Genomic DNA, 24,270 nt, shown 5'->3' on the forward strand with positions numbered 1-24,270 from the left:
AAGCGCATGGCAGGACCGCTGGCAGGAATCAAAGTGATCGAAATGGCCGGCCTCGGACCTTGTCCGTTCTGCGCCATGATGTTGGCCGACATGGGCGCTGAAGTGATCCGCATCGAGCGCAAGAGCGCGCCCGGCGCGGCCACGCCGTTCCCCATGCTGGGCACCAAGTACGACGTGCTCGCGCGCGGACGGCGCTCGCTGGCGCTGGACCTCAAGCAGCCGGCCGCCCAGGCAATCGCGCTGGACCTGATCGCCAGGGCCGACGTGGTGCTGGAAGGCTTTCGTCCCGGCGTGATGGAGCGTCTCGGGCTCGGGCCGGACGCCTGCCAGGCGCGCAACGCCGCGCTGGTGTACGGGCGCGTGACCGGCTGGGGCCAGAGCGGTCCGCTGGCGCAGGCGGCGGGGCACGACATCAACTACATCGCGCTCACCGGCATGCTGCACGCGATGGGCCGCGCCGATGCGCCGCCGGCCCCGCCTCTGAACCTGGTGGGCGACTTTGGCGGGGGGGGAATGATGCTCGCCTTCGGCGTCGTCTGCGCGGTGCTGGAAGCGCGCAGCTCGGGCAAGGGCCAGGTGATCGACGCCGCCATGACCGATGGCGCTGCGCTCTTGGGAGCCATGCTGTACGGCCTGCGCGCGCAGGGTGGCTGGAGCGGCGGGCGCGAAGCCAACCTGCTCGACGGCGGCGCCCATTTCTACGACACCTACGCCTGCGTCGACGGCAAATTCGTCTCGGTCGGCGCGATCGAACCGCAGTTCTACGCGCTGCTGCTCAGGCTCGCCGGGGCGGAAGATCCGGCCTTCGACGCGCAGATGGACCCGGCCGGCTGGCCCCTGCTCAGCGAGAAGCTGGCGGCCTTGTTTGCGCGGCGCACGCGCGATGAGTGGTGCGCGCTGCTGGAAGGGAGCGATGCCTGCTTCGCGCCAGTGTTGGACATCGGCGAAGCGCCGCGCCATCCGCACAACGTTGCCCGTGGTACGTTCGTGGACGTCGACGGCGTGCTGCAGCCGGCGCCGGCGCCGCGTTTTTCGCGCACCGTGCCGGAGCTCGGTAGCGCACCGGCGTACCCCGGCCAGCACAGCGCGGCGGTGCTGAAAGACTGGGGCTGGGATGACGCTGCGATTGCCGGCCTGGCCGCGCAGGGAGTCATTTAAGGTGCGTTTTTATCGATATGGCGCAAGTGTGGCCCGATTAACCAGCGCCTGGGGCGATCAGGAGTAAGATCGGTACAGTCAAACACCATGCGGAGGCACTATGCAAGATACCCTGAGCGGCCCTGAGTCCTTCCCGGACGACGGCGCGGCCGATGGCACGGCCGAAGTAGAAGCGGTTCCGGGGCGCGACCTGTTCATCGTCGCCAAATTCTTCACGCCGACCGAAGCGCACCTGGCGCGCAGCTTCCTGGTCGCTTCCGGCATTCCTGCGGTGGTGGCCGATGTGAACCACGCCCAGGCCGACCAGTTCCTGCTGCCCGCGATGGGCGGGGTGCGCGTGCTGGCGCCCGAAGAATACCTGGAACAGGCGCAGCAACTGCTGGCCGCGCGCGAGCATGGCGACTTTGCCCTGAGCGACGATGCCGACGTCGGCCAGCCTGAAACCTAGTGTCCCGAGTCAGAAATTCGTTGAATAAATATGGCGATAATCGCGCCGATACCGCGTCACAAATGCTCGCCAGGCATTGCCTGTCTGCGCTTTGTTCCTTGTCTCGGTGCGATTTCGCCATATTTAATCATCAACGAATTTCTGACTCGGGACACTAGGCCGGCATCGTCGCCCATCCTGGCAGCGTGCCGATGCGCGCTGCCAGGAAGTCCATGAACAGGCGCGTCCGCGCCGGCTGGTAGCGCCTGGACGGATACACCAGTGCCACTTGCTGCGGCGTGCCGCTCCACGCGGGCAGCACGCGCGCCAGTTGGCCCGCTTGCACCAGGTCGTGCACCAGCCACTGCGGGCACAGGCCGATTCCGGCGCCCGCCAGCAGGCTGTCGCGAATCGCCAGTGCGCTATTGACCCGATAGCGCCCGCGCGTCGTCACCTTCACCACCTGCGCACCCCGCTGCAATGCCAGCGCGTCGCCGTCCGCCAGCCACGCGAAGCGAATGAAAGCGTGCCGCGCCAGGTCGTCCGGCCGCTTCAGGCGCGCATGCGGCGCCAGGTACATTGGTGCTGCGACCAGCCAGCGCGGTGATACCGCAATCGTGCGCGCCACCGCATCGGGCGGCAACGGCCCGCCCAGGCGCACCGCCACGTCCACGCCATCGCCGACCAGGTCGACGAAGCGGTCATTCAAAATCAGCTCGATCTCGATGTCCGGATGCAGCGCCAGGAACTCCTGCGCCAGCGCATTCAGGTGAAACTGACCCAGCGCCACCGGCGCATTCACGCGCAGCAGGCCCGTTGCCTGGCGCGCGTGGCCGCGTACATCGGCCAGCGCATCGTCGTATTCGTCGAGCAGGCGGCGCGCGCGCTCATGAAAGCGCACGCCTTCGGCCGTCGCCAGCAGGCCGGTGGTGCTGCGTTCGAGCAGGCGCACGCCAAGGTGCGCCTCCAGGGCGTTGATCGCCTTGCTGACCGTCGGCTGCGTGGTGCCGGCCTCGCGCGCCGCCGCCGACAGGCTGCCCAGGTCGACCGCGCGGGTGAACAGGTGCATCAAGCGCAGGGTATCCATCGTCGCTCCTTATTCCAGATTGGAATGGATGATAGTCGATCCGGCCCGCTACCAGCGCAATGCGGAATGATCTACCTTGTGCCTTCACTTCATTCAAGGGGAAATGCCATGTCGGGATTACGCGCGCTGCCGGTCTTGTTATTGTTTTCAGTGCAGGCTGCCGCCGCCAGTCCACCGCACTGGGTGGCCAGCTGGGGCGCCAGTCCGCAGGCGCGCTGGGACCAGAGTTTTGTCCTGCCGGTGGGCGTTCCGGCGTCGTTCGAACAGCAGTCGGTGCGCGACGTGGTGCGCCTGAGCGTGGGCGGCAAGCGGATGCGCATCGTGCTGTCGAACCGCTATGGCGCCACGCCGCTGCAGGTCGGCGAGATGCGCGTTGCGCTGGCCGGCGACGGGGCCGCAGTGATGGGCAGGAGTCGGGCGGTCACCTTCGGCGGCAGTGCCAACGCCAGCGCGGCACCCGGTGCGGTGATGGTCAGCGATCCGGTCGACCTGCCGGCCGGCGCGCTGGCGCGGCTGGCTATTACCACTTACTACCCGGCGCATACGCCGGTGTCGACCTTTCACTGGGGCGGCCAGCAAACGCCGTATCTGGCGAACGGCAATGCCACGGCGGCGCCCGACCTGCCGGCGGCCGTGCGCTTTCCGGGGCGCGCATTTTTGACGGCGGTGCTGGTCGACGCGCCTGCCGCGACGCGCAGCGTGGTGGTGCTGGGCGACTCGATCACCGACGGTAACGGCTCATCGCCCGACCGGGACCGGCGCTGGACCGACGCGCTGGCGCGGCGGCTTGCCCCAAGCGGCGTGGGCGTCGTCAATGCAGGCATTTCGGGCGCGCGCCTGCTGGGGGACCGCATGGGAGCCAATGCATTGGCGCGCTTCGACCAGGATGTGCTGGCGCAGCCCGGCGTGGCCAGCGTGATCGTCATGATGGGGATTAACGACATCGGCTGGCCAGGCAGCCCGTTCGCGCCGCGCGATGCCGCCGTCAGCGCGGAGCAGGTCATCGCCGCCTATCGCCAGCTGATCGCGCGCGCCCGCTCGCATAATCTGCGCATCGTCGGCGCCACGCTGCTGCCGTTCGAAGGCGCGCTGGCCGGCACGCCCTTCGAAGGCCATTACAGTCCCGCCAAGGAAGCGGTGCGCCAGCATGTGAACCGCTGGATTGTGGGCAGCGGCGAGTTCGATGCGGTATTCGATGCCGATGCGGTGCTGCGCGATCCGGCGCGGCCGTCGCGCATGCGGGCCGATTACGATTCGGGCGATCATCTGCATCCGGGCGACGCCGGTTACCGCGCCCTGGCGCAGGCGCTCGATGTGAGCGCGCTGATGGGAAATAGCGGACGCGGCATTGAACCAGATGGCGCCCGGCGGCGTCCAAGGAGGTGAGATCACCTGCCAAGGAGTTGCCCATGAACGATTTTTTTGACGCGCGCAACAAAAAGCTGATGCGCGACCTGCAAACCGCCGCGCTCAATGTGCTCGACCATAACCAGACTGAAGCGCTGTGCCTGCCGATCGACGGCACCGATCCGGTGCTGTACGTGTTCGTCGGCGACGCCGCCGCCCTGGCGCGCGTGTGCGCGATTCTCGACAGCGGGGGCGGGCCGATGAATTTTTCCTAACAAGCCAGATGGCGTCAGGGGCGCAAACGTAAAAAAACCCCTGAGCGCTTGAGGTCTCAGGGGTTTCAAGGCAAATTGATAGTTGCCGTATTCTTGGTGGTGATAGGTGGACTTGAACCACCGACCCCAGCATTATGAATGCTGTGCTCTAACCAACTGAGCTATATCACCCGACAGACCAAGATTATAGAGATCTGTTTTTTGCGTGTCAAGGCCGTCTGATTATTTTTGCTGTCGGGACACGATCAACTCCAGCATCTGCCCGGCAGGGTTGTCACTCAGGCAATCAATCACCACCCGATCCGGCATCGAACGCAGCCAGGTCAGCTGGCGCTTGGCCAACTGGCGGGTGGCGATGATGCCGGTTTCGCGCAGGGCGGCGCGGTCGATCTTGCCATCGAGATAATCCCACGCCTGGCGATAGCCCACGCAGCGCATCGACGGCAGGCCCGCATGCAGGTCGCCGCGCGCGCGCAGGCCCGCCACTTCGGCCACGATGCCCGCATCGTCGCGCGTGCCCAGCATCTGGTCGAAGCGGGTCGCGATGCGCGCGTGCAGCACGCCGCGATCAAGCGGCTCCAGCCCGAACGAGAGCAGGTCGAACGGCAGTTCGGTCTTTTCGCGCCTGGCCAGCAGTTCCGACATTGGTTTACCCGAGAGGGCGATGATTTCGAGCGCGCGGTTGATGCGCTGGGCGTCGTTGGGCGCGAGGCGGTCGGCCGTGGCGGGATCGAGCGCGCGCAGCTTGTCGTGCATGCCGGGCCAGCCGATGATGGCCGCTTCGGCGTCGAGCCGCACGCGCAGGGCCGGATCGGCCACCGGCAGGTCGTCCAGGCCATCGGCCAGGCCCTTGAAGTACATCATGGTCCCGCCGACCAGCAGCGCCAGTTTGCCGCGCGCGCTGATCTCGGCCACCAGGCGCAAGGTATCGTCGCGGAACTGGGCCACCGAATACGATTCGGCCGGGTCGATGATGTCGATCAGGTGGTGCGGCGCGCTGGCCAGTTCCTCTTGTGTCGGCTTGGCGGTGCCGATATCCATCTGGCGGTACACCAGCGCCGAATCGACGGAGATGATTTCGGCGGGGATGGCGCGCGCAATCGCCAGCGCGGCGGCGGTCTTGCCCGACGCGGTCGGCCCCATGATGGCAACGGCGAATGGTTTCATGGCGTGACCCTCGGTTTCATTGCGTGACTCCCAGTGGCGTGGCGGTCAGGCGCACCGACGCGAATACGGCCAGGCCGAGCGCGCACGAGACCAGCGCCAGCGGATACAGCGTGCCGTCGAAGCTCGCGCCGACCACGCTGCCGACCGCGAACGCGACGCACATATACAGGGCGCCCATCAAACCGGCGGCGGTGCCGGCCTGCTGCGGGAAGGGAGTGACCGAACCCGATTGCGACACCGGAAAATTGACGCCATGCGCGCCCATCGTCATGAACAGGGCCAGCACCACCACGCTCCAATGCGCCAGTCCCGCGCCGACGGCGGCCAGGAACGCGGCGCCGGCGGCCAGCGAGGCGGTGCTGCCGATGCGCAGCGTGACGGCCGCGCCGAACAAGGGCAGCAGGCGGCGGCACACGATGGTGCCGGCCAGGTAGCCCGATACGCCAATCGCGAAGCAGTAGCCGAACCACTCGGTCGGCACGCCCAGCACGCGGATCAGCACCAGCGAGGAACCGGAAATGAAGGCGAAGATCGATCCGAACGACAGTGCGCCGGGCAGTGCGTGAGCCCAGAATTTGCGCGAACCGAGCACCAGCCGGTAGTTTTGCGCGAGGCCGCTCCACTCGGTCGCCCTGGGGTTTTTATGCATGTTCGTCTCGGGCAGGCGCAGCACCACCGCCGCCAGCAGCAGTACCGACAGGACCGACAGCGCCACGAAGGCGGCGCGCCAGCCGAAGGCCACCTGCAGGTAGGAGCCGAGAATCGGCCCGGTCAGCGGCGCGAGCGAAATCCAGGAGCTGGCGCGCGCGATCACGCGCACGCTGTCGGCCGGCGGGTAGGCGTCGCGCACGATCGCGCGCGCGACGATCACGCCCGAGCAGCAGCCCAGCGCCTGCAGGAAGCGCGCCACGATCAGCAAGGTGATATCGGGCGCGGCCGCGCACAGCAGGCTCGCCACCACGTACAAGGACAGGCCCCAGATCAGCACCGGGCGGCGTCCGAAGCGGTCCGACAGCGGGCCGACGATCAGCTGCGCGCCACCGAAGCCGATCACGAACATCGACAAGGTCAGTTGCACGGTGGCGGCGGGCGCGCCGAAGCCGCTGGCCAGGCTGGGGAGCGAGGCCAGGTACAAGTCGGTGGACAGGGGCTGCAGCATCAGCAGGCCGATGATCAGCAGAAGAACAGGGGCGTGCGCGTACGGCGCCAGCGGAGCGATGGTGTCGGGCTGGCGCATCGTCATTGACCGCGCAGGAACAGCTTGTCGAGCGAGGAGATGTCGAGCTGCACCCAGGTCGGGCGTCCGTGATTGCACTGGTCGGCGCGTTCGGTGCTTTCCATCTGGCGCAGCAGGGCGTTCATTTCGGGCTGGTTCAGGATGCGGTTAGCGCGCACCGCGGTGTGGCACGCCAGGGTGCCGAGCAGTTCGTTGCGGCGCTCGATCAGCACGCGCGAGCCGCCGAATTCGCGCACATCGCGCAGCACGTCGCGCGCCAGCGTCTGGGCGTCGGCGTTCTTGAGCAGGGCCGGCACCGAGCGCACCGCCAGGGTGGTGGGCGAGAGCGCGGCGATGTCGAAGCCGAGCGCCTGCAAGGTGTCGCGGTTTTCCTGTGCGGTGCCCACTTCGACCGCGTCGGCGAAAAAGGTGACCGGGATCAGGAGCGCCTGCACCTGCATCTCCTGGCCGCCGACCTGCGCGTCGAGCGCGTTTTTCAGCTGCTCGTACAAGATGCGTTCGTGCGCGGCGTGCATGTCGACCAGCACCAGGCCCTTGGTGTTCTGGGCCAGGATATAGATACCGTGCAGCTGGGCCAGGGCGAAGCCGAGCGGGTATTCGTCGTTCGACGTCGTCTGCGCCGGCGCGGTGTAGGGCGTGACCGGGGCGCTGGCCGCGTTCGAGGCGCCGGCGAACAGTGCGCCGTAGCTGTCCATGCTCTGCGCCACGCCGGGGCCGTCGTAGCGGCTGCCGGGCGGGTAGGGCGAGGGCGAATAGGTGGCCGAGAGCTGGGCGCCGAAACTGGTCTGCTCATGCTCGCGGCGCCACGACGATGTGCCGCCCACTTCGGCGGCCATCTGCGGCGCCGGCACGCTGCCGTGGTCCGTGGCCGAGGTTTTGGCGAGCGCGCGCTGGACCGCGTGGAAGACAAACTGGTGAACCGCGCGGCTGTCGCGGAAGCGCACTTCGATTTTCGACGGATGCACGTTGACGTCGACCAGGGCCGGGTCGAGGTCGAGCGCCAGCACATAGGACGGAAAGCGGTCGCCGTGCAGCACGTCCTGGTAGGCGGCGCGCACCGCGTGCACCAGCAGCTTGTCGCGCACGTAGCGCCCGTTCACATAGAAAAACTGGCCGTCGGCGCGCGCCTTGGAGGCGGTCGGCAGGCCGGCGTAGCCGTGCACGCGCAGGGGGCCGGCGCTTTCATCGATGGCCAGGCGCGCCTCGGCGAAGTCGTTGCCGAGGATATGGGCGCTGCGGCGCGCCATCTCGCTCACGTTCCAGTGATCGATGGTGCGGCCGTTATGCGACAGCGAAAAAGCCACGTCCGGACGCGCCAGGGCGATGCGGCGCACCACTTCCGCGCAATGGCCGTATTCGGTCTGTTCCGATTTCAGGAATTTGCGCCGCGCCGGGGTATTGAAGTACAGGTCCTGGACATCGATCGTGGTGCCGTGCGCGCCGGACGAGGGCGCGACGGTGCCGTGATGCGAGCCGACGATTTCCCAGGCATGCGGGGAATCGGCCGTGCGCGAGGTGACCGAGACGGCGGCCACGGCCGCGATGGAAGCGAGTGCCTCGCCGCGAAAGCCGAGGGTGGCCACGTTTTCCAGGTCGGTCAGGGACGCGATTTTCGAGGTGGCGTGGCGGGCCAGGGCGAGCGGCAACTGCTCGGGGGCAATGCCGCGGCCGTTATCGGTAATGGCGATGCGTTTCACGCCGCCCTCTTCCAGGCGCACGGTGATCTGGGTGGCGCCGGCGTCGAGCGCGTTTTCGAGCAGCTCCTTGACCACGGCGGACGGCCGCTCGACCACCTCGCCGGCGGCAATTTGCGAAATCAGCTGGTCTGGGAGTGCCTGGATCGGGCGGTGCGCGGAAATAGGAGCATTCATGCGCGAATTATATCCCCAGCGCCCGCGAATGCCGCAGCGCGCCCCCAACTTCCCAGATTCCTACAACCCTACAACCGGAGTCAGAGCTCTAAATCGAAATATTGTGAAACCCGGAGCCGGGAAACTGTGAACAGACCCTGATTGAAGATATTTGTAAGACTGACTGGCGAATTGTGGCGCAGATGCTGCAAAACTGACATCGGTGCCCAGTTTCGCAACTGAAAAGTTTCGAGTCAGAGCTCTGACCCCGGTTGACCGGTTGAAAAAAATGCTAGTCAGAGCTCTGACCCCGGTTGGGGAGTTATTGCTGTTCGCGCACGGGGATGGGGGCGTTGCAGAGGTCGACGTGGCCGGCGGCGACTTTGGTCCAGGGGCCGCCGCGGTTGCGCTGGGCTTCGACCGCCGCTTTGTAGGCGGCGCTGTCGGTGCGCATCACTTCGAATTTGCTGCGCTCGGCCTCCGGCACATCGGCCGCCACTTTGAACGAGGCGATCGGGACGTGCTGCTCCTTCTTTTCGTAGAAACCCATCGGCGCCGGTCCGCGCGGCAGGGTCGACAGCAGCGGCATGCCGGCGACGACCCGCCCGACCACGGTGATGTTGCGGTCCAGGTGGCGCGGGGCGTGCCCGATCACCACGTACAGCGAGGAGCCGCCGCCGCTGTCGGCGCCATTGTCGCGCCCGACACCGACCATGCCGTAGCAGTGGGTCAGCCAGGCTTGCCCGGTCCTGGGGTCGCGCGCCGACGGGAAGCCGTTCGAGTGCCCGACCTGGCGCGCGTAGCCGTCGCGGTCGGGCAGGCGCGTGAAGCGGCTGTCGTTTTTCATCGGGACCGTGAATTCGCCAGGCAGGGTGGCCTTGGCGGTTTTCATCGGACGCGGGTTCTTTTCGTCCGCATCGCCCCATTGCACTACCCAGTTGTCTTGCGAGCGGATGATCGCCAGGCCATCGAAATAGTTTTCGCGGGCTAGCATTTTGATGTTCACGGCGTGTCGTGGAGCAAATCCGGGCGCCAGTTCGATCACCACCCGTCCGCCGGGCACCTCCATATACAGGGTATTCTCGGGGTCGAGCGCGCGCCAGTCCGTTGGCTTGGAATCCTTGATCACGTCGGCCACGGTGGGCTTGGAGGGCAGTTCCCTGGCCGCCCCGGCGCTGTGCGCGGGCAAGGCCAGGCTGCCTGCAAGCACGGCCGCCACAATGCTGGCCTTGTTTATCCGGTGTTGTACTTCCATCTGTTGTCTCCAGGTCGGTTGGCTAGCATGGCGTCGTGCGCCGCTCGACACAATTGTAAACCGCAAGATAGCTAGTCAGGAAACTTCTGACTCAGCGCAAATTTTCTTGCGGAACCCCCTGTGGCGGATACAAATTTTCGGTCCGAGTGATGTTATTATGCGGCGCTACCTTTTAGGATATCTATGGATCTGATGCAATTCTTCGACATGATTTTGCATGTCGATAAGACGCTGGGGGTGTTGCTGGCCCAATATGGTGTCTATGTTTACGCCGTCCTGTTTGCCATCGTGTTCTGCGAAACCGGCCTGGTCGTGTTGTTCTTCTTTCCTGGCGATACTCTTCTATTCATTGCGGGTGCGGCCTGCGCCACCGGCCAGCTCGATCCATGGATCCTGATGGCCCTTCTGATCACGGCGGCGGTCACCGGCAATACAGTCAATTACTGGATCGGCGAAAAAATCGGCCAGCGCGTGTTCACCCATAATTACCGCTGGATCAACAAGGATGCGCTGCACCGCACCCACGATTTCTTTGAAAAACACGGCGGCAAGACCATCATCCTGGCGCGCTTCGTGCCGGTGGTGCGCACCTTCGCGCCGTTCGTGGCGGGCGTGTCGGACATGACCCATGCGCGGTTCCAGTTCTATAACTTTGCCGGCGCAATCCTGTGGGTGGTCAGCCTCGTGACTGCCGGATATTTCTTCGGCAACTTGCCAATCGTGCGCGATAACCTGACCATCATCGTGATGATCGGCGTGGGCGCGGCGGTCATCCCGCTGGCACTCGGCGGTTTGTATAAAGTCAGCCGCAAGATGCTCAGCCGTTAAGCAGTTCCCCCCATCGGCGCGACATTTTCGCGCCGATGTTGCTTCGTGGACTCAAGTTTCACGAGACAGGTGCCGATAACCAGACTGTATTTCTAACTTTCTGGAACATCATGCGCAACCTGATCGCCTTCTTTGCTTGCAGTCTGGCCATCTCGACGGCAAGCGCCAACGATCCTCCCGCAGCCGCCAAGACGGCCCCCGCCGCCCCTTCGTCGGCCAAGCCTGGCGCGTCCAAGGCCGAGCCGGTCAAGCTGGCGGCGCTCGATACGCCCAAGCCGGCCGCGCCGTCGGCCAAGGCCGCTGCCGCCCAGGCCCTGAGCGAAGCGGATGCCGAAGCCGAGCTGTCGGCCAAGATCGCGGCGCGCCTGGCCCTCATGCGCGCCAACCAGGCAGCCCGCCTGGCTGCTGCCGCCAAGGCCAAAAAGGCCTCCGTGACGCGGCGCGAAGCCGTCGCCGCGATCACCCAGCCGCCGCCGGCGCGCCCCATCCACAGCGATACCTGGTCGTACGAGGGCGAGACCGGCCCGGCCAACTGGGGCAAGATCAACGCCGCCTGGACCAAATGCGGGACCGGCACGCGCCAGTCGCCGATCGACCTGCGCGATGGCATGAAGGTCGACCTCGAACAGATCAGTTTCGATTACAAGCCGTCCGGTTTCAATGTGGTCGATAACGGCCACACCGTGCAGGTGAATGTCGGCGGCGGCAATTTTCTCACGGTGCAGAACCGCTCGTACGAGCTGATTCAGTTCCACTTCCATCGCCCGTCCGAAGAGCGCGTCAACGGCAAGGGCTTCGAGATGGTGGTGCACATGCTGCACAAGGATCCGGAAGGGCGCCTGGCGATGCTGGCGGTGCTGCTCGAACGCGGCAAGGGGAACAATATGATCCAGACGGTGTGGAACAACCTGCCGCTGGAAAAGCTCGATGTGGTCAGTCCCAACGTGGTGCTGGACGTGGCCGAGATGCTGCCGCAGCGCCGCGACTATTTCACGTTCATGGGGTCGATGACCACGCCGCCCTGCAACGAGGGCGTGCTGTGGCTGGTGATGAAACAGCCGATGCAGGCCTCGCCGGCCCAGATGGCGCTGTTCTCGCGCATGTATCCGCTCAACGCCCGGCCGGTGCAGGCCAGCTCGGGACGGATGATCAAGGAGTCGAACTAGGTTTTATGAGGCGGTGTCGATGCTGACCGTGTGCGCGCCGCGCCAGGCGGCGCCCGGGGCCAGGGTCAGCGGCGCGATCAGGGCCGGTTCGATGCACACGAAGCGCCGGTACTCGGCCTCTTCCATGTCGGCCAGCGCGGCCGCGTCGAGCGCACCCGGGTTCCACACCACCGCGTCGGTAAAGCCGCTTTGCGCAAGGCGCAGGGTGGCGCCGCCGTCGGCGAGGGTGATGGCGCTTTTGACGCCGCGATAGATGGTGTCGAACTTGTCGTCGATCTGTAGCGCCCCTTCCTGCACGCCGCCGATGCGCACGCGCGCCAGTTCGCTGACCAAAAAGTAGCTGTGCAGCGCGGCCGAAAACGCAAACGCATCGGCGCCCGTGTTGGTCACCTCGAATGCCAGCGCCAGCGCGCCGCCGTTCACTTCCACCCGCAAGCGCAAGGCGAAGCCGTGCGGCCAGGCTTGCGCCAGCGCCGCGGGCAGGTCGCTGTGTTCCAGTGCGAACACGGCAAAGCCGGCGCCGGTTTCTTGCAAACGCCAGGTGGCCACGCGCGCAAAGCCGTGGCGCATGCCGGTGCCGCGTTCGGCGAACTGGGGAAAGATCAGCGGCACGCCGCCGCGAATCGCGCGGCTGCCGTCAAGTCTGGACGCGGCGCTGCAGAACAGCCGTTCGGCGCCATCGGCGCCCTGCCACGACACCAGGTGCGCGCCGTACAAGGTGACGATGGCCTGGGCGCCGTCGGCGCCGCGGATGCGCACGGCCGGCAGTTGGCCGTAGTCGACCATCTCGATGGTGTTCATGGATTCAGTCATGTCTGGCGGCCCTTGGCCAGCGGCGGATTGGCCGCGAAATAGCGCTTGATGCCCTTGGTGATGGCGGCTGCGATCTGGTCCTGGTAGCCGTTGTCGCGCAGCTTGGCTTCTTCTTCGGGATTCGAAATGAAGGCCGTCTCGATCAGGATCGAGGGGATATCGGGCGCTTTGAGCACCGCAAAGCCGGCCTGTTCGACCGAGCCTTTGTGCAGGCGCGCGATGCCGCTGATTTCGCCCAGCACCGCTTTGCCGAGCTTCATGGAGTCGTTGATCTGGGCCGTCGTCGACAGGTCCAGCAGCACGCTGGCGATCTGCTTGTCGTGGCTCTGGATGTTCACGCCGCCGATGGCGTCGGCCAGGTTTTCCTTGTTGGCGAGCCAGCGCGCGGCGGTGGAGGTGGCGCCTTTTTCGGACAGCACGAACACCGACGAGCCGCGCGCGGTCGGCAGCATGAAGGCGTCGGCGTGGATCGACACGAACAGGTCGGCCTGCACCTTGCGCGCTTTTTCGACGCGCACGCCGAGCGGCACGAAGTAGTCGCCGTCGCGGGTGAGCATGACGCGCATGTTGGGCTGCTCTTCCAGCTTGAACTTGAGCCGCTTGGCAATCGCCAGCACGATGTCTTTTTCGCGCGTGCCGGCCGAGCCGATCGCGCCCGGGTCTTCGCCACCGTGGCCGGGGTCGAGCGCGATGGTCATCATGCGCACCACCTTGCCGCCCTTGTCATTTTTTTGCGCGGTCACGCGCGGCGGCTCGGGACGGATCGGGGCCGGCTCGGGAAGCTCCGCTTTGGGCGCCGGCACGGCTGGCTGGGCCAGTACCGGGCCGGCCGGCGGCAAGGGCGCCGGCTGCTGCGCGGGCGGCACCACCACCACCACCGGCGGCGTGGCCACCGGCGGCAGCGCTGGCGTGGTGGCCGGCGGCGTCGCGACAACCGGTGGCGGCGTTGCGGCGACCGGCGGCTTGGGCGCGGGCGCCGGCAGTTCCGGGTTGCCGGCCGGCGCATCGGCGCGCGACCACTCGCCTTTTTCGATCATCACCGCGATCGGGTCGACCGCCTTGACCGGATACAGGTCGAAAATCAGGCGGTGCTTGTAGCTGCCCACCGGCGCGAGCGTAAACACCTGCGGCTTGATTTCTTCTTTGAGGTCGAACACCAGGCGCACCACGTTGGGCCGGTTCTGGCCCACGCGCACCTGCTTGATGTACGGGTCGCCCGACTGGATCTTGGCGACCAGGCCTTTCAGGGTCGGATTGAGTTCGAGCCCTTCGATGTCGACCACGAGGCGCTGCGGGTCGGGCACGGTGAAGTGCGTGACTTTGAGGTCGCTGTCGTTTTCGAGCGTGACGCGGGTGTAGTCGGCAGCCGGCCAGACGCGCACCGCGAGAATTTGCGCGGCGCTGGCGGGCAGGACGGGAAATACGGAAAGCAGCAGGGTACCGCCAGCTTTCAGGATGGTGCGCCGGGTGACTGCTCCCGGAATCAAAGGTTTGGTGCGAATGTAAGGCGGTCGAGGCATAGCAAACCCAGGTCGGACAACGCTTGCAATTCTACATCACGGCCGAGCCCGGCAACGTGAAGGAATACACGCAAGTCGGGCGGCGGCAGCACCGGATCGGCTTTTTCGGGCCATTCGACAATGCAAATGTTGTCGCCGTTAAATTCTTCGCGGAAACCGGCATCCAGGAATTCTTCGGGACTGGCCATCCGGTACAGGTCGAAATGGATGACATTGACCGTGCGTCCGCCGAGTTCGATGCGGTAGGGCTCGGACAGGGTGTAGGTCGGGCTCTTGACGGTGCCGGCGTGCCCGGCCGCGTGCAGCAGCGAGCGGGTGAGGGCGGTCTTGCCGGCGCCGAGGTCGCCGTGCAGGTGGATGGACAGCCCCGGCAGCAGCGCGCGCGCCAGTGCGGCGCCCAGGGCGGCGGTGCCGGCTTCGTCATGGAGGTGGGCTTTGAAGTGCTGCATGGAATAGAATGTGATCTGTGATGTTTGCCAGTCTCCGATTGTACTCCCGCCCAGCATGCTTTCTTCCCCTAACGAATCCGATCTGTCCGCTTTGGCGCAGTCCATCAAGCAATGGGGCCGCGAGCTCGGCTTTGGCGAGGTGCGCATCAGCGATGCCGACCTGTCGCACGCCGAAGCCGGCCTGCAAGCCTGGCTCGATGCCGGCCGCCATGGCGAGATGGATTACATGGCCAGCCATGGCATGAAGCGCGCCCGCCCGGCCGAGCTGGTGCCGGGCACGGTGCGGGTCATCAGTGCGCGCATGGACTATTTGCCGCCCGCCACGCCCGACGACTGGCGCGAGCGCGAGGCGGCGCGCCTGCGCGATCCGGGCGCGGCCGTCATTTCGATCTATGCGCGCGGCCGCGACTACCATAAGGTGCTGCGCAGCCGCCTGCAGCAGCTGGCCGAGCGCATCGAGCGCGAGACCGGGCAGCTGGGTTTTAGAGTGTTTACCGATTCGGCGCCGGTGATGGAGCTGCCGCTGGCCGAAAAAGCCGGGATCGGCTGGCGCGGCAAGCACACCTTGATCCTGAATCGCGATGCGGGCTCGATGTTTTTCATTGGCGAAATCCTGGTGGACGTGGCGCTGCCGGTCGATGCGCCGGCCAGCGCCCACTGCGGCCAGTGCAGTGCGTGCATCACGGCGTGCCCGACCCAGGCGATTCTGGGGCCGGGGCGGCTCGATGCGCGCCGCTGCATTTCGTACCTGACCATTGAGTTGAAAAACAGCATCCCGGAAGAGCTGCGCCCGCTGATCGGCAACCGGGTGTACGGCTGCGACGATTGTCAGACAGCGTGCCCGTGGAATAAGTTCGCGCAAAGGGCGGTGGTGCCGGATTTTGATGAACGCAATGCGCTCGGGAGCGCGGACATGGTCAGTTTGTTCGGCTGGAGCGAGGAGGAGTTCGGGCGCAGGATGGAAGGCAGCCCGATCCGGCGCATCGGGCACGAGCGCTGGCTGCGCAATCTGGCGGTGGGATTGGGCAATGCGGCCGAGGGACGCAAGGGCGATGCGCTTATCGTGGCGGCCTTGCAGGCGCGCGCCGACCACGACTCGCCCATGGTGCGCGAGCATGTGGCGTGGGCGCTGGGGCGGCATGATAAGGGTTGACGCGTACCGTTACCCTTCGCTCCGTCGTTCCCGCCTTCGCGGGAACGACGGAGCGAAGTTAGTGGAAAGAAATGCGCGATGCACGCTTTGGACACCAATTCCTACAAGCGCTTCAACCTCACCGCCGACCAGTCGCTGTCCATCGACACCATCGCCACGCCCGTCACGCCGTGTTCCTTGGCCCAGGCAAAGATGCTATCCCTGCTCAGGTCGGTGGCCTTGGGCGCGCTCGGCTTGAGGTAGGCCACCCACAAGGAGCCTTTCTCGCCCAGCCGCTGCAATGCGGCGGGGAACCATTTCTCGAGCTCAGCCTGGTTCAGCGCGAATACCAGCACCACGTCCGCCGGCCCTTCTTCCTCGTTGATCAAGCTCTTCGGCAACTGTTCCATCATGGCCGGATGGACCCCGCCATTGAAGACCGCCAGCGACCTGGCCGTCTTCAGGTACATCTTGTCGGCTATCGTTTTTTCACTCATCGGATAGTACCCAGATTGAATTAGGAAGCGAAATTATGCTACCAGTGTTTGACCCTGGTACGCACCATTGCGTTCATTTTCATTTTGATTATGTTGTTCGATTTCTTTACGGACACCTTTGCCGAAGCGGTCCCACAGGCGGTCGTGGAAGGGCAGGACGATGACGTTGAGCACCGGTTCGATCAGCGCGGCCAGGCCGCCAAAGGCAAGCGAGCCGCTGGCCCAGGCCATCACGCCGAACGCCACCGCGATGTGCAGGCCGGTCTGGCTGAGCTTTTCCAGTGCCAGCGCCAGGATCCGCCCGCGTGCCGTGCGCGCCAGCCTGGCGAGCGCGTGCCAGGCTTTTTCGTGGAGCGGCAGCAGGGCCACGTTGATGATGGGCTCGATCACGGCGGCCAGCCCGCCCAGCGCGGCCGAGCCGGTCATCAGCCAGGTCAGCGCGAAGGCGATCCCCATGTGGGTGGCGATCCGGCTGGTGGTTTTTGCGGCGGTCCTGACCATGGCGACCCTTCCAATGCGTGTTTGATCGGTAAATGATAATCGTTCGCATTTGGAAAGGACAGTTGTTTGTGTATCTCGATCCGATAGCCTGAGGCTATGCCCGGCGCGCCGCTGCCGTCTATTTCAGCAAGCCGGCCAGTTCGACCGCGGTTTTGACCTGCATCTTGTCGAAAATGTGGGCGCGGTGCACTTCCACCGTGCGCATGCTGATGCCGAGCTGGTCGGCGACGACCTTGTTCATCTTGCCTGCCAGGATCAGGTCGAGCACTTCGCGTTCGCGCGCCGACAGGCTGGCCAGGCGCGCCTGCACCAGGGCACTGGCGCCGGCCTGGCGCGACACGGCCAGCGCTTCTTCCACCCGGTCCATCAGGCGGTTGCCGTCGAACGGTTTTTCGAAGAAGTCGAAGGCGCCGCGTTTCAGGCTGTCGACCGCCATCGGCACGTCGCCGTGGCCGGTGAGGAAGATGACCGGCAGGCGCGCGGTCAAGCCGCGCGCGACCAGCTGGTCGAACACGGCCACGCCGTTCAGGTCGGGCATGCGCACGTCGAGCAGCAGGCAGTCGCCCTGGGCGTCGAAGCGGGCCGCGGCCTGGTCCAGGAAAAGTTGGGCGCTGGCGTGCCCGCAGGCTTCAATGCCGCGCGAGCGCGCCAGCCAGAGGAGGGAGTCGCGCAGGACGTCCTCGTCATCGACGATATGCAACATGGGGAGTCTCCGGTTTTTCGCGTAGTCTACCCCAGCGGCGCCGCTTGCGCCGGCAAGCTGAAGCTGAAGATGGTGCCGCCGTCCGGATTGGCGGCGTGTTTCAGGCTGCCGCCGTGAAATTCGACGGCGCTGCGGCACACCGACAAGCCCATCCCCATGCCTTCGGCCTTGGTCGAGAAAAACGGCGAAAACAGGCGTTCGGCCACGTCCGGCGCAATCCCGTGGCCCTGGTCGATCACGGCCACGCACACCTGGCCCTGCTCGCAGGTGGCGGCGATGCGCAGCAGGCGCCGTCCGGGGGCGATGTCTTGCATGGCTTCGATGCCGTTGCGTGTCAGGTTGAGCAAGACTTGTTCGAGCATCATGCGGTCGGCGCTCACGCACGGCAGGTCGGGCGCGATGCTGGTCTCGACCAGCACGTAAAACTTGCGCGCCTGTAGTTCGATCAGGGCGTGGATGCCGTCGACCAGCGCCTGCACGCCGATCCGCTGGCGCTGCGGTTCGCGCTTTTTGACGAACTCGTGCACGCTGCGGATGATCTGGCCGGCGCGCTGGGCTTGCAGGCTGGCCTGTTCCAGCGCCGGCCGCAGCAGGCCGGCGTCGACGCTTTGTCCTTGGTCGCGCGCCCGTCCCAGTACGTTCAGGGCGCCGGTGGTGTAGCTGGCAATCGCCGCCAGCGGCTGGTTCAGTTCGTGCGCCAGCATCGAGGAAATCTCGCCCATGGTGGCCAGGCGCGCGCTGGCCTGCAACTTTTCCTGTTGTTGGCGGTTCAGTTCTTCCACCCGTTTCAGGTCGGAGATATCGAGAATCGAGCTCATCCAGCCGGTCTGGCGGCCGTCGCTGTCGACCAGCGGTGCTTCAAAAATGAGCACCGGCACGCGCACGCCGTCGCTGCGCTGGAAGATGGTTTCGAACTGCTGGGTCGCTTCGCCCGCCAGCACCGAGGCGAAGCGCTGCTGGTAGACCGCCATCGCTTCCGGCGCCCAGTAGGGCATGGGCGGCGCCTTGCCCAGCAGTTCCTCGGGCGGCAAGCCGACCATCCGGCAAAACGCCGGGTTGACGTAGGTGACGCGCCCTTCCAGGTCGCGCGCGCGCAGGCCGGTGACCAGCGAATTTTCCATGGCGGTGCGAAACGCCATCTGCTGGCGCAGCGCGCCTTCGGCCGCCAGGCGGCGCGCGATGTGGCGCCACAGCGCCATCAGGCTGATCAGGAGGCCGAGGGCCAGCAGCACCACCGAGCCGACCAGCAGGTTGGGCAGCAGGCGCGGTTCGCTCTTGACGCTGTCGGTGGCCAGCATGACCGTGGCGCCGGCCAGGTCGAGTGCGCGCTTGTGGGTGTACACGCCGCGCCCGGGACCGGCGGCGGCGCGCTTGGCCAGCACGCTGTCGTCGCGGTCGACCAGGGAAATGGCGTTGTCCTGCGCGAACCACCAGGGCACGGTTTCGTCGAGCAGGATCTTGAGGTCGACCGTGGCCACCAGGCTGCCCACGTAGGCGCCGTCGCGAAACAGCGGCAGGTGGTAGTCGAGCAGGCGCTGGCCGGGCGCCGCGCCCGGGTACGGTTCGGCGTAGCGGCCGACCCGGCCGGCGCGCGCCATCTCGGCCGTATCTTGCGCGGGCGCGCGCAGCGAGGGCGCGCCCGGCGCCGCGCTGGCCGCTTGCAGGCGCAGGCCGGGATCGAACCAGCGCACCTGCTCCAGCTCGTGGCTGAGTTTCAACATCTGGGCCAGGCGCGCCCGCAGCGCCGCCTCGTCCAGCTTGCCCCCGGCCACTTCGGCGCCGAGCGCTGCCAGCGCTTCTTCGTTGCGGGTCAATTCGAAACGAATAGTTTGTTCGACCCACAGGGTGTCGGCAATTAATTGTTCCTGGCGCTCGGTGGTTTCCATCTGGCGCGCCTGCCACGGCAGCCAGAACAGCACCGCCAAAAACAACAGTACCAGAAACACCGGCAACAGCCAGCGCCAGGGGCCGCCGAGGACGATACGGGGACGGCTGCGTGTAGATGAGGAATTCATCGCCCAAAGTGTCCGTTTTTATGTCTCATGGCTATTGTGGTTATCCACAGTTGCAGTGCAGAATGGTGGTCGGCAGACTGCCTTGCAGTCAAGAAATGTTGGTTATCATTAACAAGGAGACAAGTATGCAGATTAAATCGCTCGTCGTCGCGCTCGCCGCAACGGTTAGTTTCAGTGCGTGGGCGCAAGCGCCGATCGTGATCAAATTCAGCCATGTTGTGGCAACCGACACACCGAAAGGGCAGGCCGCCGAACGCTTCAAGGAGCTGGCCGAGAAAGCCACCAAAGGCCGCGTCAAGGTGGAAGTCTACCCGAACAGCCAGCTGTACAAGGACAAGGAAGAGCTCGAAGCCTTGCAACTGGGCGCGGTGCAGATGCTGGCCCCGTCGCTGGCCAAATTCGGTCCGCTGGGCGTGAAAGAATTCGAAGCGTTTGATCTGCCTTACATTTTCCCGACCAAGGCCGCGCTGTACAGCGTGACCGAAGGCCCGATCGGCAAGAGCCTGCTGCAAAAGCTCGAGCCGAAGGGCATTACCGGCCTGGCGTACTGGGATAACGGCTTCAAGGTGATGTCGGCCAACAAGCAGTTGCGCGTGCCTGCCGATTTCCGTGGCCAGAAGCTGCGCATCCAGTCGTCCAAGGTGCTCGACGCGCAGATGCGCGCACTGGGCGCCAACCCGCAGGTGCTGGCCTTCTCCGAGGTGTACCAGGCGCTGCAGACCGGCGTGGTCGACGGCACCGAAAATCCGCCATCGAATATGTACACCCAGAAAATGCACGAAGTGCAAAAGCACGTGACCCTGTCGAACCACGGTTACCTGGGCTATGCGGTGATCGTCAACAAGAAGTTCTGGGATGGCTTGCCGGCCGATATCCGCACCAGCCTGACGACGGCCATGCGCGAGGCCACCACGTTCGAAAAAGCCATCGCCCAGCGCGATAACGACATGGCGCTGGAAGCGATCAAGAAAACCGGCAAGACCGCCATCTACACCCCAACCGCGGCCGAACAGGCCGAATGGCGCAAGATGCTGCTGCCAGTGCATAAACAGATGGAAAGCCGCATCGGCGCCGAGCTGATCGCCACGATCAACAAGACCGCCGCAGCCGCGAAGTAAACACGCAGTTCCCCGGCGGGCGCTGCGCCATGCAGTGCCCGCCTTCATGCATTTCCCCATTCCCCTTTCCTCGATTTACAGTTTCAACATAGGATTCGATATGAAATTTCTCGACCATCTGGAAGAGTGGATCATTGCGAGCCTGATGGGCGCAGCCACGCTCGTTGTGTTCGTCGCGGTGGTCCACCGCTATCTGTCCGGCCTGCCGATTCCCGGCCTGCAGGACTGGCTCATTACCATTAACACGAGCTGGGCCCAGGAGCTGTGCATCTACATGTTCGTGTGGATGGCCAAGTTCGGCGCCGCCTACGGCGTGCGCACCGGCATCCACGTCGGCATCGATGTGATCATCAACCGCCTGGACACCCCATGGCGCAACAAGTTCATCGTCTTCGGCCTGCTGGCCGGGGCGACGTTTACCGCCATCGTCGGCACCCTGGGCGCCAATTTCGTGTGGCACATGGCGCAGACCGACCAGACCTCGTCCGACCTCGAAGTGCCGATGTGGCTGGTGTACCTGGCCGTGCCGCTCGGTTCCTACCTGATGTGCTTCCGCTTCATCCAGGTCGCCGTGCACTTCGTGCGCACCGGCGAATTGCCCAAGCATGACCATGGCCACGTGGAAGGTCTCGAAGACGAGATCGCCGCAGCGAAAGGCGGTGCCGCATGAACGCCCTCATCATCTTCGGCCTGCTGATCGTTCTGATGCTCACGGGCATGCCGATTTCGATCTCGCTCGGCCTGACGGTCCTCACTTTCCTGTTCACCATGACCGACGTGCCGATCCAGTCGGTGGCGCTGAAACTGTTCACCGGCATCGAGAAGTTCGAGATCATGGCGATTCCGTTCTTCATTTTGGCGGGCAATTTCCTCACGCACGGCGGGGTGGCGCGGCGCATGATCAACTTCGCCACGGCGATGGTCGGTCACTGGCACGGCGGCCTGGCGCTCGGCGGCGTGGTCGCCTGCGCGCTGTTCGCGGCGGTATCCGGTTCCAGCCCGGCCACGGTGGTGGCGATCGGCTCGATCATCCTGCCGGCCATGGTGCGCCAGGGCTATCCGCGCGGCTTCGGCGCCGGCGTGATCACCACCTCGGGCGCGCTCGGGATCCTGATTCCGCCATCGATCGTGATGGTGATGTATTCGGTCACCACCAACACCTCGGTTGGCCAGCTGTTCATGGCCGGCGTGGTGCCGGGCCTGATGCTGGCCAGCCTGCTGGGCCTGACCACCTGGTACCTGGCGCGCAAGCATAACTATCCGCGCATGCCGAAGGCGAGCTGGAGCGAGCGCTGGCACGCCTTCCGCAAGAGCGCCTGGGGCCTGCTGCTGATCGTCATCGTGATGGGCGGGATTTATTCGGGCAAGTTCACCCCGACCGAAGCGGCCGCGATGGCGGCGGTGTACGCCTTCATCATCGCCGTGTTCGTCTACAAGGATTTGAAGCTCAAGCAGGTCGCCAAGGTGCTGCTCGATTCGGCGTCGATGTCGGCCATGCTGCTGTACATCATCACCAATGCGATGCTGTTCTCGTTCCTGATGACCAGCGAAGGCATTCCGCAAGCGATGGCGGCCTGGATTACCGACCAGGGCCTGGGCGTGATCAGTTTCCTGCTGGTGGTGAACATCTTGCTGCTGCTGGCCGGCAACGTGATGGAACCGTCCTCGATCGTCCTGATCATGGCGCCGATCCTGTTCCCGGTGGCGATGAAACTGGGCATCGATCCGGTCCACTTCGGCATCCTGATCATCGTCAACATGGAAGTCGGCATGTGCCATCCGCCGGTCGGGCTGAACCTGTACGTGGCCTCGGGCATTACCAAGATGGGCATCTCGGAACTGACAGTGGCGGTGATGCCGTGGCTGCTGACGATGCTGGCCTTCCTGGTGGTGGTGACGTACGTACCACAGATCTCGCTGTGGCTGCCAAATTTAATTTACAAGTGAAATATATTTTCCCCCACCGTGAAAAAAAAGCCACATTTTCTTAAATCAAATAAGTTATGATGGGCACCGATCCAGCACCATACTGGTGCGGATGGGGGCGAACGGATTGCAGGTTGGGGGAGTGGGAAGATAGAAGAAACGGTAGTCCATACCGGAGAAATATCGAGGAGACACGCGTTTTACAGAATGCTGTTGGCACGACCAAACAGCCGGGAACGTGAACAAAATTTGGAACGCACCGCGAGGTGCGTTTTTTTTCGTCCGTGCGAAACGGCGGCGGACCGGTTTGGCGCCGTCCGGGCCTATACTCTCGTGTATGAACAATCAAGCAGAGAACATTTTTTCGGCCATCGTGGCGGCGCCCTTCGGTGCGGTCGGCATCCGCACCGACGCCGGGCGCGTGCGCGAACTGGTTTACCTGCCGCCCCATTTTGGTGAGAAAGAGGCGACGGACCCGGTCGCCGAACTGGCTGCGCAGCAAGTCGCACAGTACCTGCTCGACCCCGATTTCCGCTTCACCTTGCCGCTGCTGGACGCCGGCAGCGTGTTCCAGCGCAAGGTGTGGGACGCGATTTCCGCGATCCCGCGCGGCACGGTGCGGACCTACGGCCAGGTCGCCAAGCACATCGGCTCGGCCCCGCGCGCGGTGGGGCAGGCCTGCGGTGCCAACTGGTTTCCGATCATCATTCCGTGCCACCGGGTCACCGCCGCCGGCGGGCTGGGCGGCTTTTCGAACCATGACGATGAAAATGGTTTCCACCTGAGCGTCAAGCGCTGGCTGCTCGCGCATGAAGGGGCGGGCAAGGCACCATGGCAACAGCAGTCAATCTTCAACTGATCGACGCCTTCTGCGACCAGCTGTGGCTCGAGCAAGGCTTGGCCAGGAATTCGATCGACGCCTACCGGCGCGACCTGCGCCTGTTCGCGCGCTGGCTGGAAGTGACGCGCCCGGCTTGCGCCAGCCTGCACGCGGTCGGCGCGCCCGAGCTGGAAGCGTATTTTTCCGACCGCCATGCCGAGTCCAAGCCGAGCACGGCCAACCGGCGCCTGTCCGTGCTCAAGCGCTTTTACCAGCTGGCGCTGCGCAACAAGGAGGTGACCGTCGATCCCTGCCTGCGGATGGCCTCGGCCAAGCAGCCGCAGCGTTTCGTGCATACCCTGACCGAAGCGCAGGTGGAAGCCTTGCTGCAGGCGCCCGACGTGAGTACGCCGCTGGGACTGCGCGAGCGCACCATGCTGGAAGTGATGTATGCGAGCGGGCTGCGGGTGTCGGAGCTGGTGACGCTCAAGATGATGGAGCTGAGCCTGAACGATGGGGTGCTGCGCATCACCGGCAAGGGCAGTAAAACGCGGCTGGTGCCGTTTGGCCAGGAAGCGCGCCAGTGGATCGAACGCTACCTGAAAGACGCGCGTGGGCTCATCCTGAACGGCCAGATGGACGATGCGCTGTTCGTGACCGGGCGCGGCGGGCCGATGACGCGCCAGATGTTCTGGATATTGATCAAAAAGCATGCGGGCACGGCGGGGATCACGGCGCCCTTGTCGCCGCACACCCTGCGCCATGCCTTCGCCACGCACTTGCTCAATCACGGGGCCGACTTGCGCGTTGTGCAACTTCTGCTGGGACACGCGGATATTTCGACTACACAAATTTACACGCATGTTGCGCGCGAGCGCATGAAGCGACTGCATGCCGAGCATCACCCACGTGGTTAATTCAAATGCCGAACGCATAACTGGGTCATAATGCTGTTTTACTACCCCCCTTTCTTTTATAA

24 protein-coding genes and 1 tRNA gene are annotated in these 24,270 nt (G+C 65.0%); 12 read left to right on the forward strand and 13 right to left on the reverse strand.

Annotation, left to right across the window (positions count from 1 at the left end):
* The first annotated feature begins 6 nt into the window (after window positions 1-6).
* Both F2P45_RS07320 and F2P45_RS07325 read left to right on the forward strand, forming a co-directional pair.
* On the forward strand, window positions 7-1,158 hold the full coding sequence (locus F2P45_RS07320) for a CaiB/BaiF CoA transferase family protein (RefSeq protein ID WP_166872091.1): 1,152 nt from the start codon (window positions 7-9) through the stop codon (window positions 1,156-1,158).
* Between the two features lie 100 nt (window positions 1,159-1,258).
* A complete protein-coding gene (locus F2P45_RS07325) occupies window positions 1,259-1,606 on the forward strand; it encodes a putative signal transducing protein (RefSeq protein ID WP_166872094.1) in 348 nt (115 codons plus the stop codon).
* 154 nt (window positions 1,607-1,760) lie between these two features.
* Here F2P45_RS07325 and F2P45_RS07330 read toward each other — a convergent pair whose 3' ends face one another.
* On the reverse strand, window positions 1,761-2,672 hold the full coding sequence (locus tag F2P45_RS07330) for a LysR family transcriptional regulator (RefSeq protein ID WP_166872097.1): 912 nt from the start codon (window positions 2,670-2,672) through the stop codon (window positions 1,761-1,763).
* A gap of 108 nt (window positions 2,673-2,780) precedes the next feature.
* Here F2P45_RS07330 and F2P45_RS07335 point away from each other — a divergent pair, with 108 nt between their 5' ends.
* Both F2P45_RS07335 and F2P45_RS07340 read left to right on the forward strand, forming a co-directional pair.
* Window positions 2,781-4,058, forward strand: a complete 1,278-nt coding sequence (locus F2P45_RS07335) for an SGNH/GDSL hydrolase family protein (protein ID WP_229504953.1) — start codon at window positions 2,781-2,783, stop codon at window positions 4,056-4,058.
* 23 nt (window positions 4,059-4,081) lie between these two features.
* The gene (locus tag F2P45_RS07340; RefSeq protein WP_166872103.1) at window positions 4,082-4,294 is read left to right on the forward strand and encodes a hypothetical protein; all 213 of its coding nucleotides are present in this window, start codon (window positions 4,082-4,084) and stop codon (window positions 4,292-4,294) included.
* Window positions 4,295-4,388: 94 nt separating this feature from the next.
* Here the strand turns inward: F2P45_RS07340 and F2P45_RS07345 are convergent.
* The 5 genes from F2P45_RS07345 to F2P45_RS07365 all read right to left on the reverse strand — a co-directional run bounded on the left by F2P45_RS07345 (window position 4,389) and on the right by F2P45_RS07365 (window position 9,803).
* Window positions 4,389-4,465 (reverse strand) — tRNA-Met (locus tag F2P45_RS07345).
* Between the two features lie 51 nt (window positions 4,466-4,516).
* Window positions 4,517-5,461 carry a tRNA (adenosine(37)-N6)-dimethylallyltransferase MiaA gene (miaA, locus tag F2P45_RS07350; RefSeq protein ID WP_166872106.1) on the reverse strand — a complete coding sequence of 315 codons (945 nt, stop codon included), beginning with the start codon at window positions 5,459-5,461 and terminating at the stop codon, window positions 4,517-4,519.
* A 16-nt stretch (window positions 5,462-5,477) separates the two neighbouring features.
* Window positions 5,478-6,704 (reverse strand): multidrug effflux MFS transporter, encoded by a 1,227-nt coding sequence (locus F2P45_RS07355; protein ID WP_166872143.1) that lies wholly within the window; start codon window positions 6,702-6,704, stop codon window positions 5,478-5,480.
* Window positions 6,701-8,569 (reverse strand): DNA mismatch repair endonuclease MutL, encoded by a 1,869-nt coding sequence (gene mutL, locus F2P45_RS07360; RefSeq protein ID WP_166872148.1) that lies wholly within the window; start codon window positions 8,567-8,569, stop codon window positions 6,701-6,703. Before mutL ends, F2P45_RS07355 begins: the two co-directional genes overlap by 4 nt.
* Before the next feature lie 301 nt (window positions 8,570-8,870).
* Window positions 8,871-9,803 carry a peptidylprolyl isomerase gene (locus F2P45_RS07365; RefSeq protein ID WP_166872151.1) on the reverse strand — a complete coding sequence of 311 codons (933 nt, stop codon included), beginning with the start codon at window positions 9,801-9,803 and terminating at the stop codon, window positions 8,871-8,873.
* A 183-nt stretch (window positions 9,804-9,986) separates the two neighbouring features.
* Here F2P45_RS07365 and F2P45_RS07370 point away from each other — a divergent pair, with 183 nt between their 5' ends.
* Together F2P45_RS07370 and F2P45_RS07375 are read left to right on the forward strand one after the other, a co-directional pair.
* Complete coding sequence (locus tag F2P45_RS07370; protein ID WP_166872154.1) at window positions 9,987-10,631, forward strand: VTT domain-containing protein; 645 nt, start codon at window positions 9,987-9,989, stop codon at window positions 10,629-10,631.
* Window positions 10,632-10,741: 110 nt separating this feature from the next.
* Window positions 10,742-11,797, forward strand: a complete 1,056-nt coding sequence (locus tag F2P45_RS07375) for a carbonic anhydrase (RefSeq protein ID WP_166872156.1) — start codon at window positions 10,742-10,744, stop codon at window positions 11,795-11,797.
* Window positions 11,798-11,800: 3 nt separating this feature from the next.
* Here the strand turns inward: F2P45_RS07375 and F2P45_RS07380 are convergent, their stop codons facing one another.
* From F2P45_RS07380 to tsaE, 3 genes are read right to left on the reverse strand one after another with little or no spacing between them, the layout of a single operon-like run.
* The gene (locus F2P45_RS07380; RefSeq protein ID WP_229504954.1) at window positions 11,801-12,610 is read right to left on the reverse strand and encodes a D-hexose-6-phosphate mutarotase; all 810 of its coding nucleotides are present in this window, start codon (window positions 12,608-12,610) and stop codon (window positions 11,801-11,803) included.
* Window positions 12,607-14,130, reverse strand: coding sequence for an N-acetylmuramoyl-L-alanine amidase (locus F2P45_RS07385; protein WP_166872159.1), 1,524 nt, complete (start codon window positions 14,128-14,130; stop codon window positions 12,607-12,609). The genes F2P45_RS07380 and F2P45_RS07385 overlap by 4 nt, the downstream gene beginning before the upstream one ends.
* Entirely contained in the window at window positions 14,094-14,579 is a 486-nt protein-coding gene (gene tsaE / locus F2P45_RS07390; protein WP_166872172.1) for a tRNA (adenosine(37)-N6)-threonylcarbamoyltransferase complex ATPase subunit type 1 TsaE, read from the reverse strand. The genes F2P45_RS07385 and tsaE overlap by 37 nt, the downstream gene beginning before the upstream one ends.
* Window positions 14,580-14,634: 55 nt before the next feature.
* Between tsaE and queG the strand changes: the two genes are divergently transcribed.
* Window positions 14,635-15,732, forward strand: a complete 1,098-nt coding sequence (gene queG / locus F2P45_RS07395; protein WP_166872175.1) for a tRNA epoxyqueuosine(34) reductase QueG — start codon at window positions 14,635-14,637, stop codon at window positions 15,730-15,732.
* A gap of 101 nt (window positions 15,733-15,833) precedes the next feature.
* Here the strand turns inward: queG and F2P45_RS07400 are convergent, their stop codons facing one another.
* The 4 genes from F2P45_RS07400 to F2P45_RS07415 form a co-directional block, all read right to left on the reverse strand.
* Window positions 15,834-16,208: a DUF3052 family protein gene (locus F2P45_RS07400; protein ID WP_166872178.1), complete on the reverse strand. Its 375-nt coding sequence runs from the start codon at window positions 16,206-16,208 to the stop codon at window positions 15,834-15,836.
* Between the two features lie 33 nt (window positions 16,209-16,241).
* Entirely contained in the window at window positions 16,242-16,709 is a 468-nt protein-coding gene (locus F2P45_RS07405) for a DUF2061 domain-containing protein (RefSeq protein WP_166872181.1), read from the reverse strand.
* Between the two features lie 118 nt (window positions 16,710-16,827).
* A complete protein-coding gene (locus F2P45_RS07410; RefSeq protein WP_166872183.1) occupies window positions 16,828-17,412 on the reverse strand; it encodes a response regulator transcription factor in 585 nt (194 codons plus the stop codon).
* A gap of 26 nt (window positions 17,413-17,438) precedes the next feature.
* Window positions 17,439-19,427, reverse strand: coding sequence for a sensor histidine kinase (locus F2P45_RS07415; RefSeq protein ID WP_166872186.1), 1,989 nt, complete (start codon window positions 19,425-19,427; stop codon window positions 17,439-17,441).
* 125 nt (window positions 19,428-19,552) lie between these two features.
* Here F2P45_RS07415 and F2P45_RS07420 point away from each other — a divergent pair, with 125 nt between their 5' ends.
* The 5 genes from F2P45_RS07420 to xerD all read left to right on the forward strand — a co-directional run bounded on the left by F2P45_RS07420 (window position 19,553) and on the right by xerD (window position 24,208).
* Window positions 19,553-20,545 (forward strand): TRAP transporter substrate-binding protein, encoded by a 993-nt coding sequence (locus tag F2P45_RS07420; protein WP_166872188.1) that lies wholly within the window; start codon window positions 19,553-19,555, stop codon window positions 20,543-20,545.
* Between the two features lie 100 nt (window positions 20,546-20,645).
* On the forward strand, window positions 20,646-21,215 hold the full coding sequence (locus tag F2P45_RS07425; protein ID WP_166872191.1) for a TRAP transporter small permease: 570 nt from the start codon (window positions 20,646-20,648) through the stop codon (window positions 21,213-21,215).
* A complete protein-coding gene (locus F2P45_RS07430; RefSeq protein ID WP_166872194.1) occupies window positions 21,212-22,492 on the forward strand; it encodes a TRAP transporter large permease in 1,281 nt (426 codons plus the stop codon). The genes F2P45_RS07425 and F2P45_RS07430 overlap by 4 nt, the downstream gene beginning before the upstream one ends.
* Window positions 22,493-22,808: 316 nt before the next feature.
* Complete coding sequence (locus F2P45_RS07435) at window positions 22,809-23,330, forward strand: methylated-DNA--[protein]-cysteine S-methyltransferase (RefSeq protein WP_166872196.1); 522 nt, start codon at window positions 22,809-22,811, stop codon at window positions 23,328-23,330.
* A complete protein-coding gene (xerD, locus tag F2P45_RS07440; protein ID WP_166872199.1) occupies window positions 23,303-24,208 on the forward strand; it encodes a site-specific tyrosine recombinase XerD in 906 nt (301 codons plus the stop codon). Before F2P45_RS07435 ends, xerD begins: the two co-directional genes overlap by 28 nt.
* Window positions 24,209-24,270 lie beyond the last annotated feature (62 nt).

Source organism: Massilia mucilaginosa, from assembly GCF_011682145.1.
In the GTDB taxonomy this organism is placed as follows: Bacteria; Pseudomonadota; Gammaproteobacteria; order Burkholderiales; family Burkholderiaceae_D; genus Telluria_A; species Telluria_A mucilaginosa.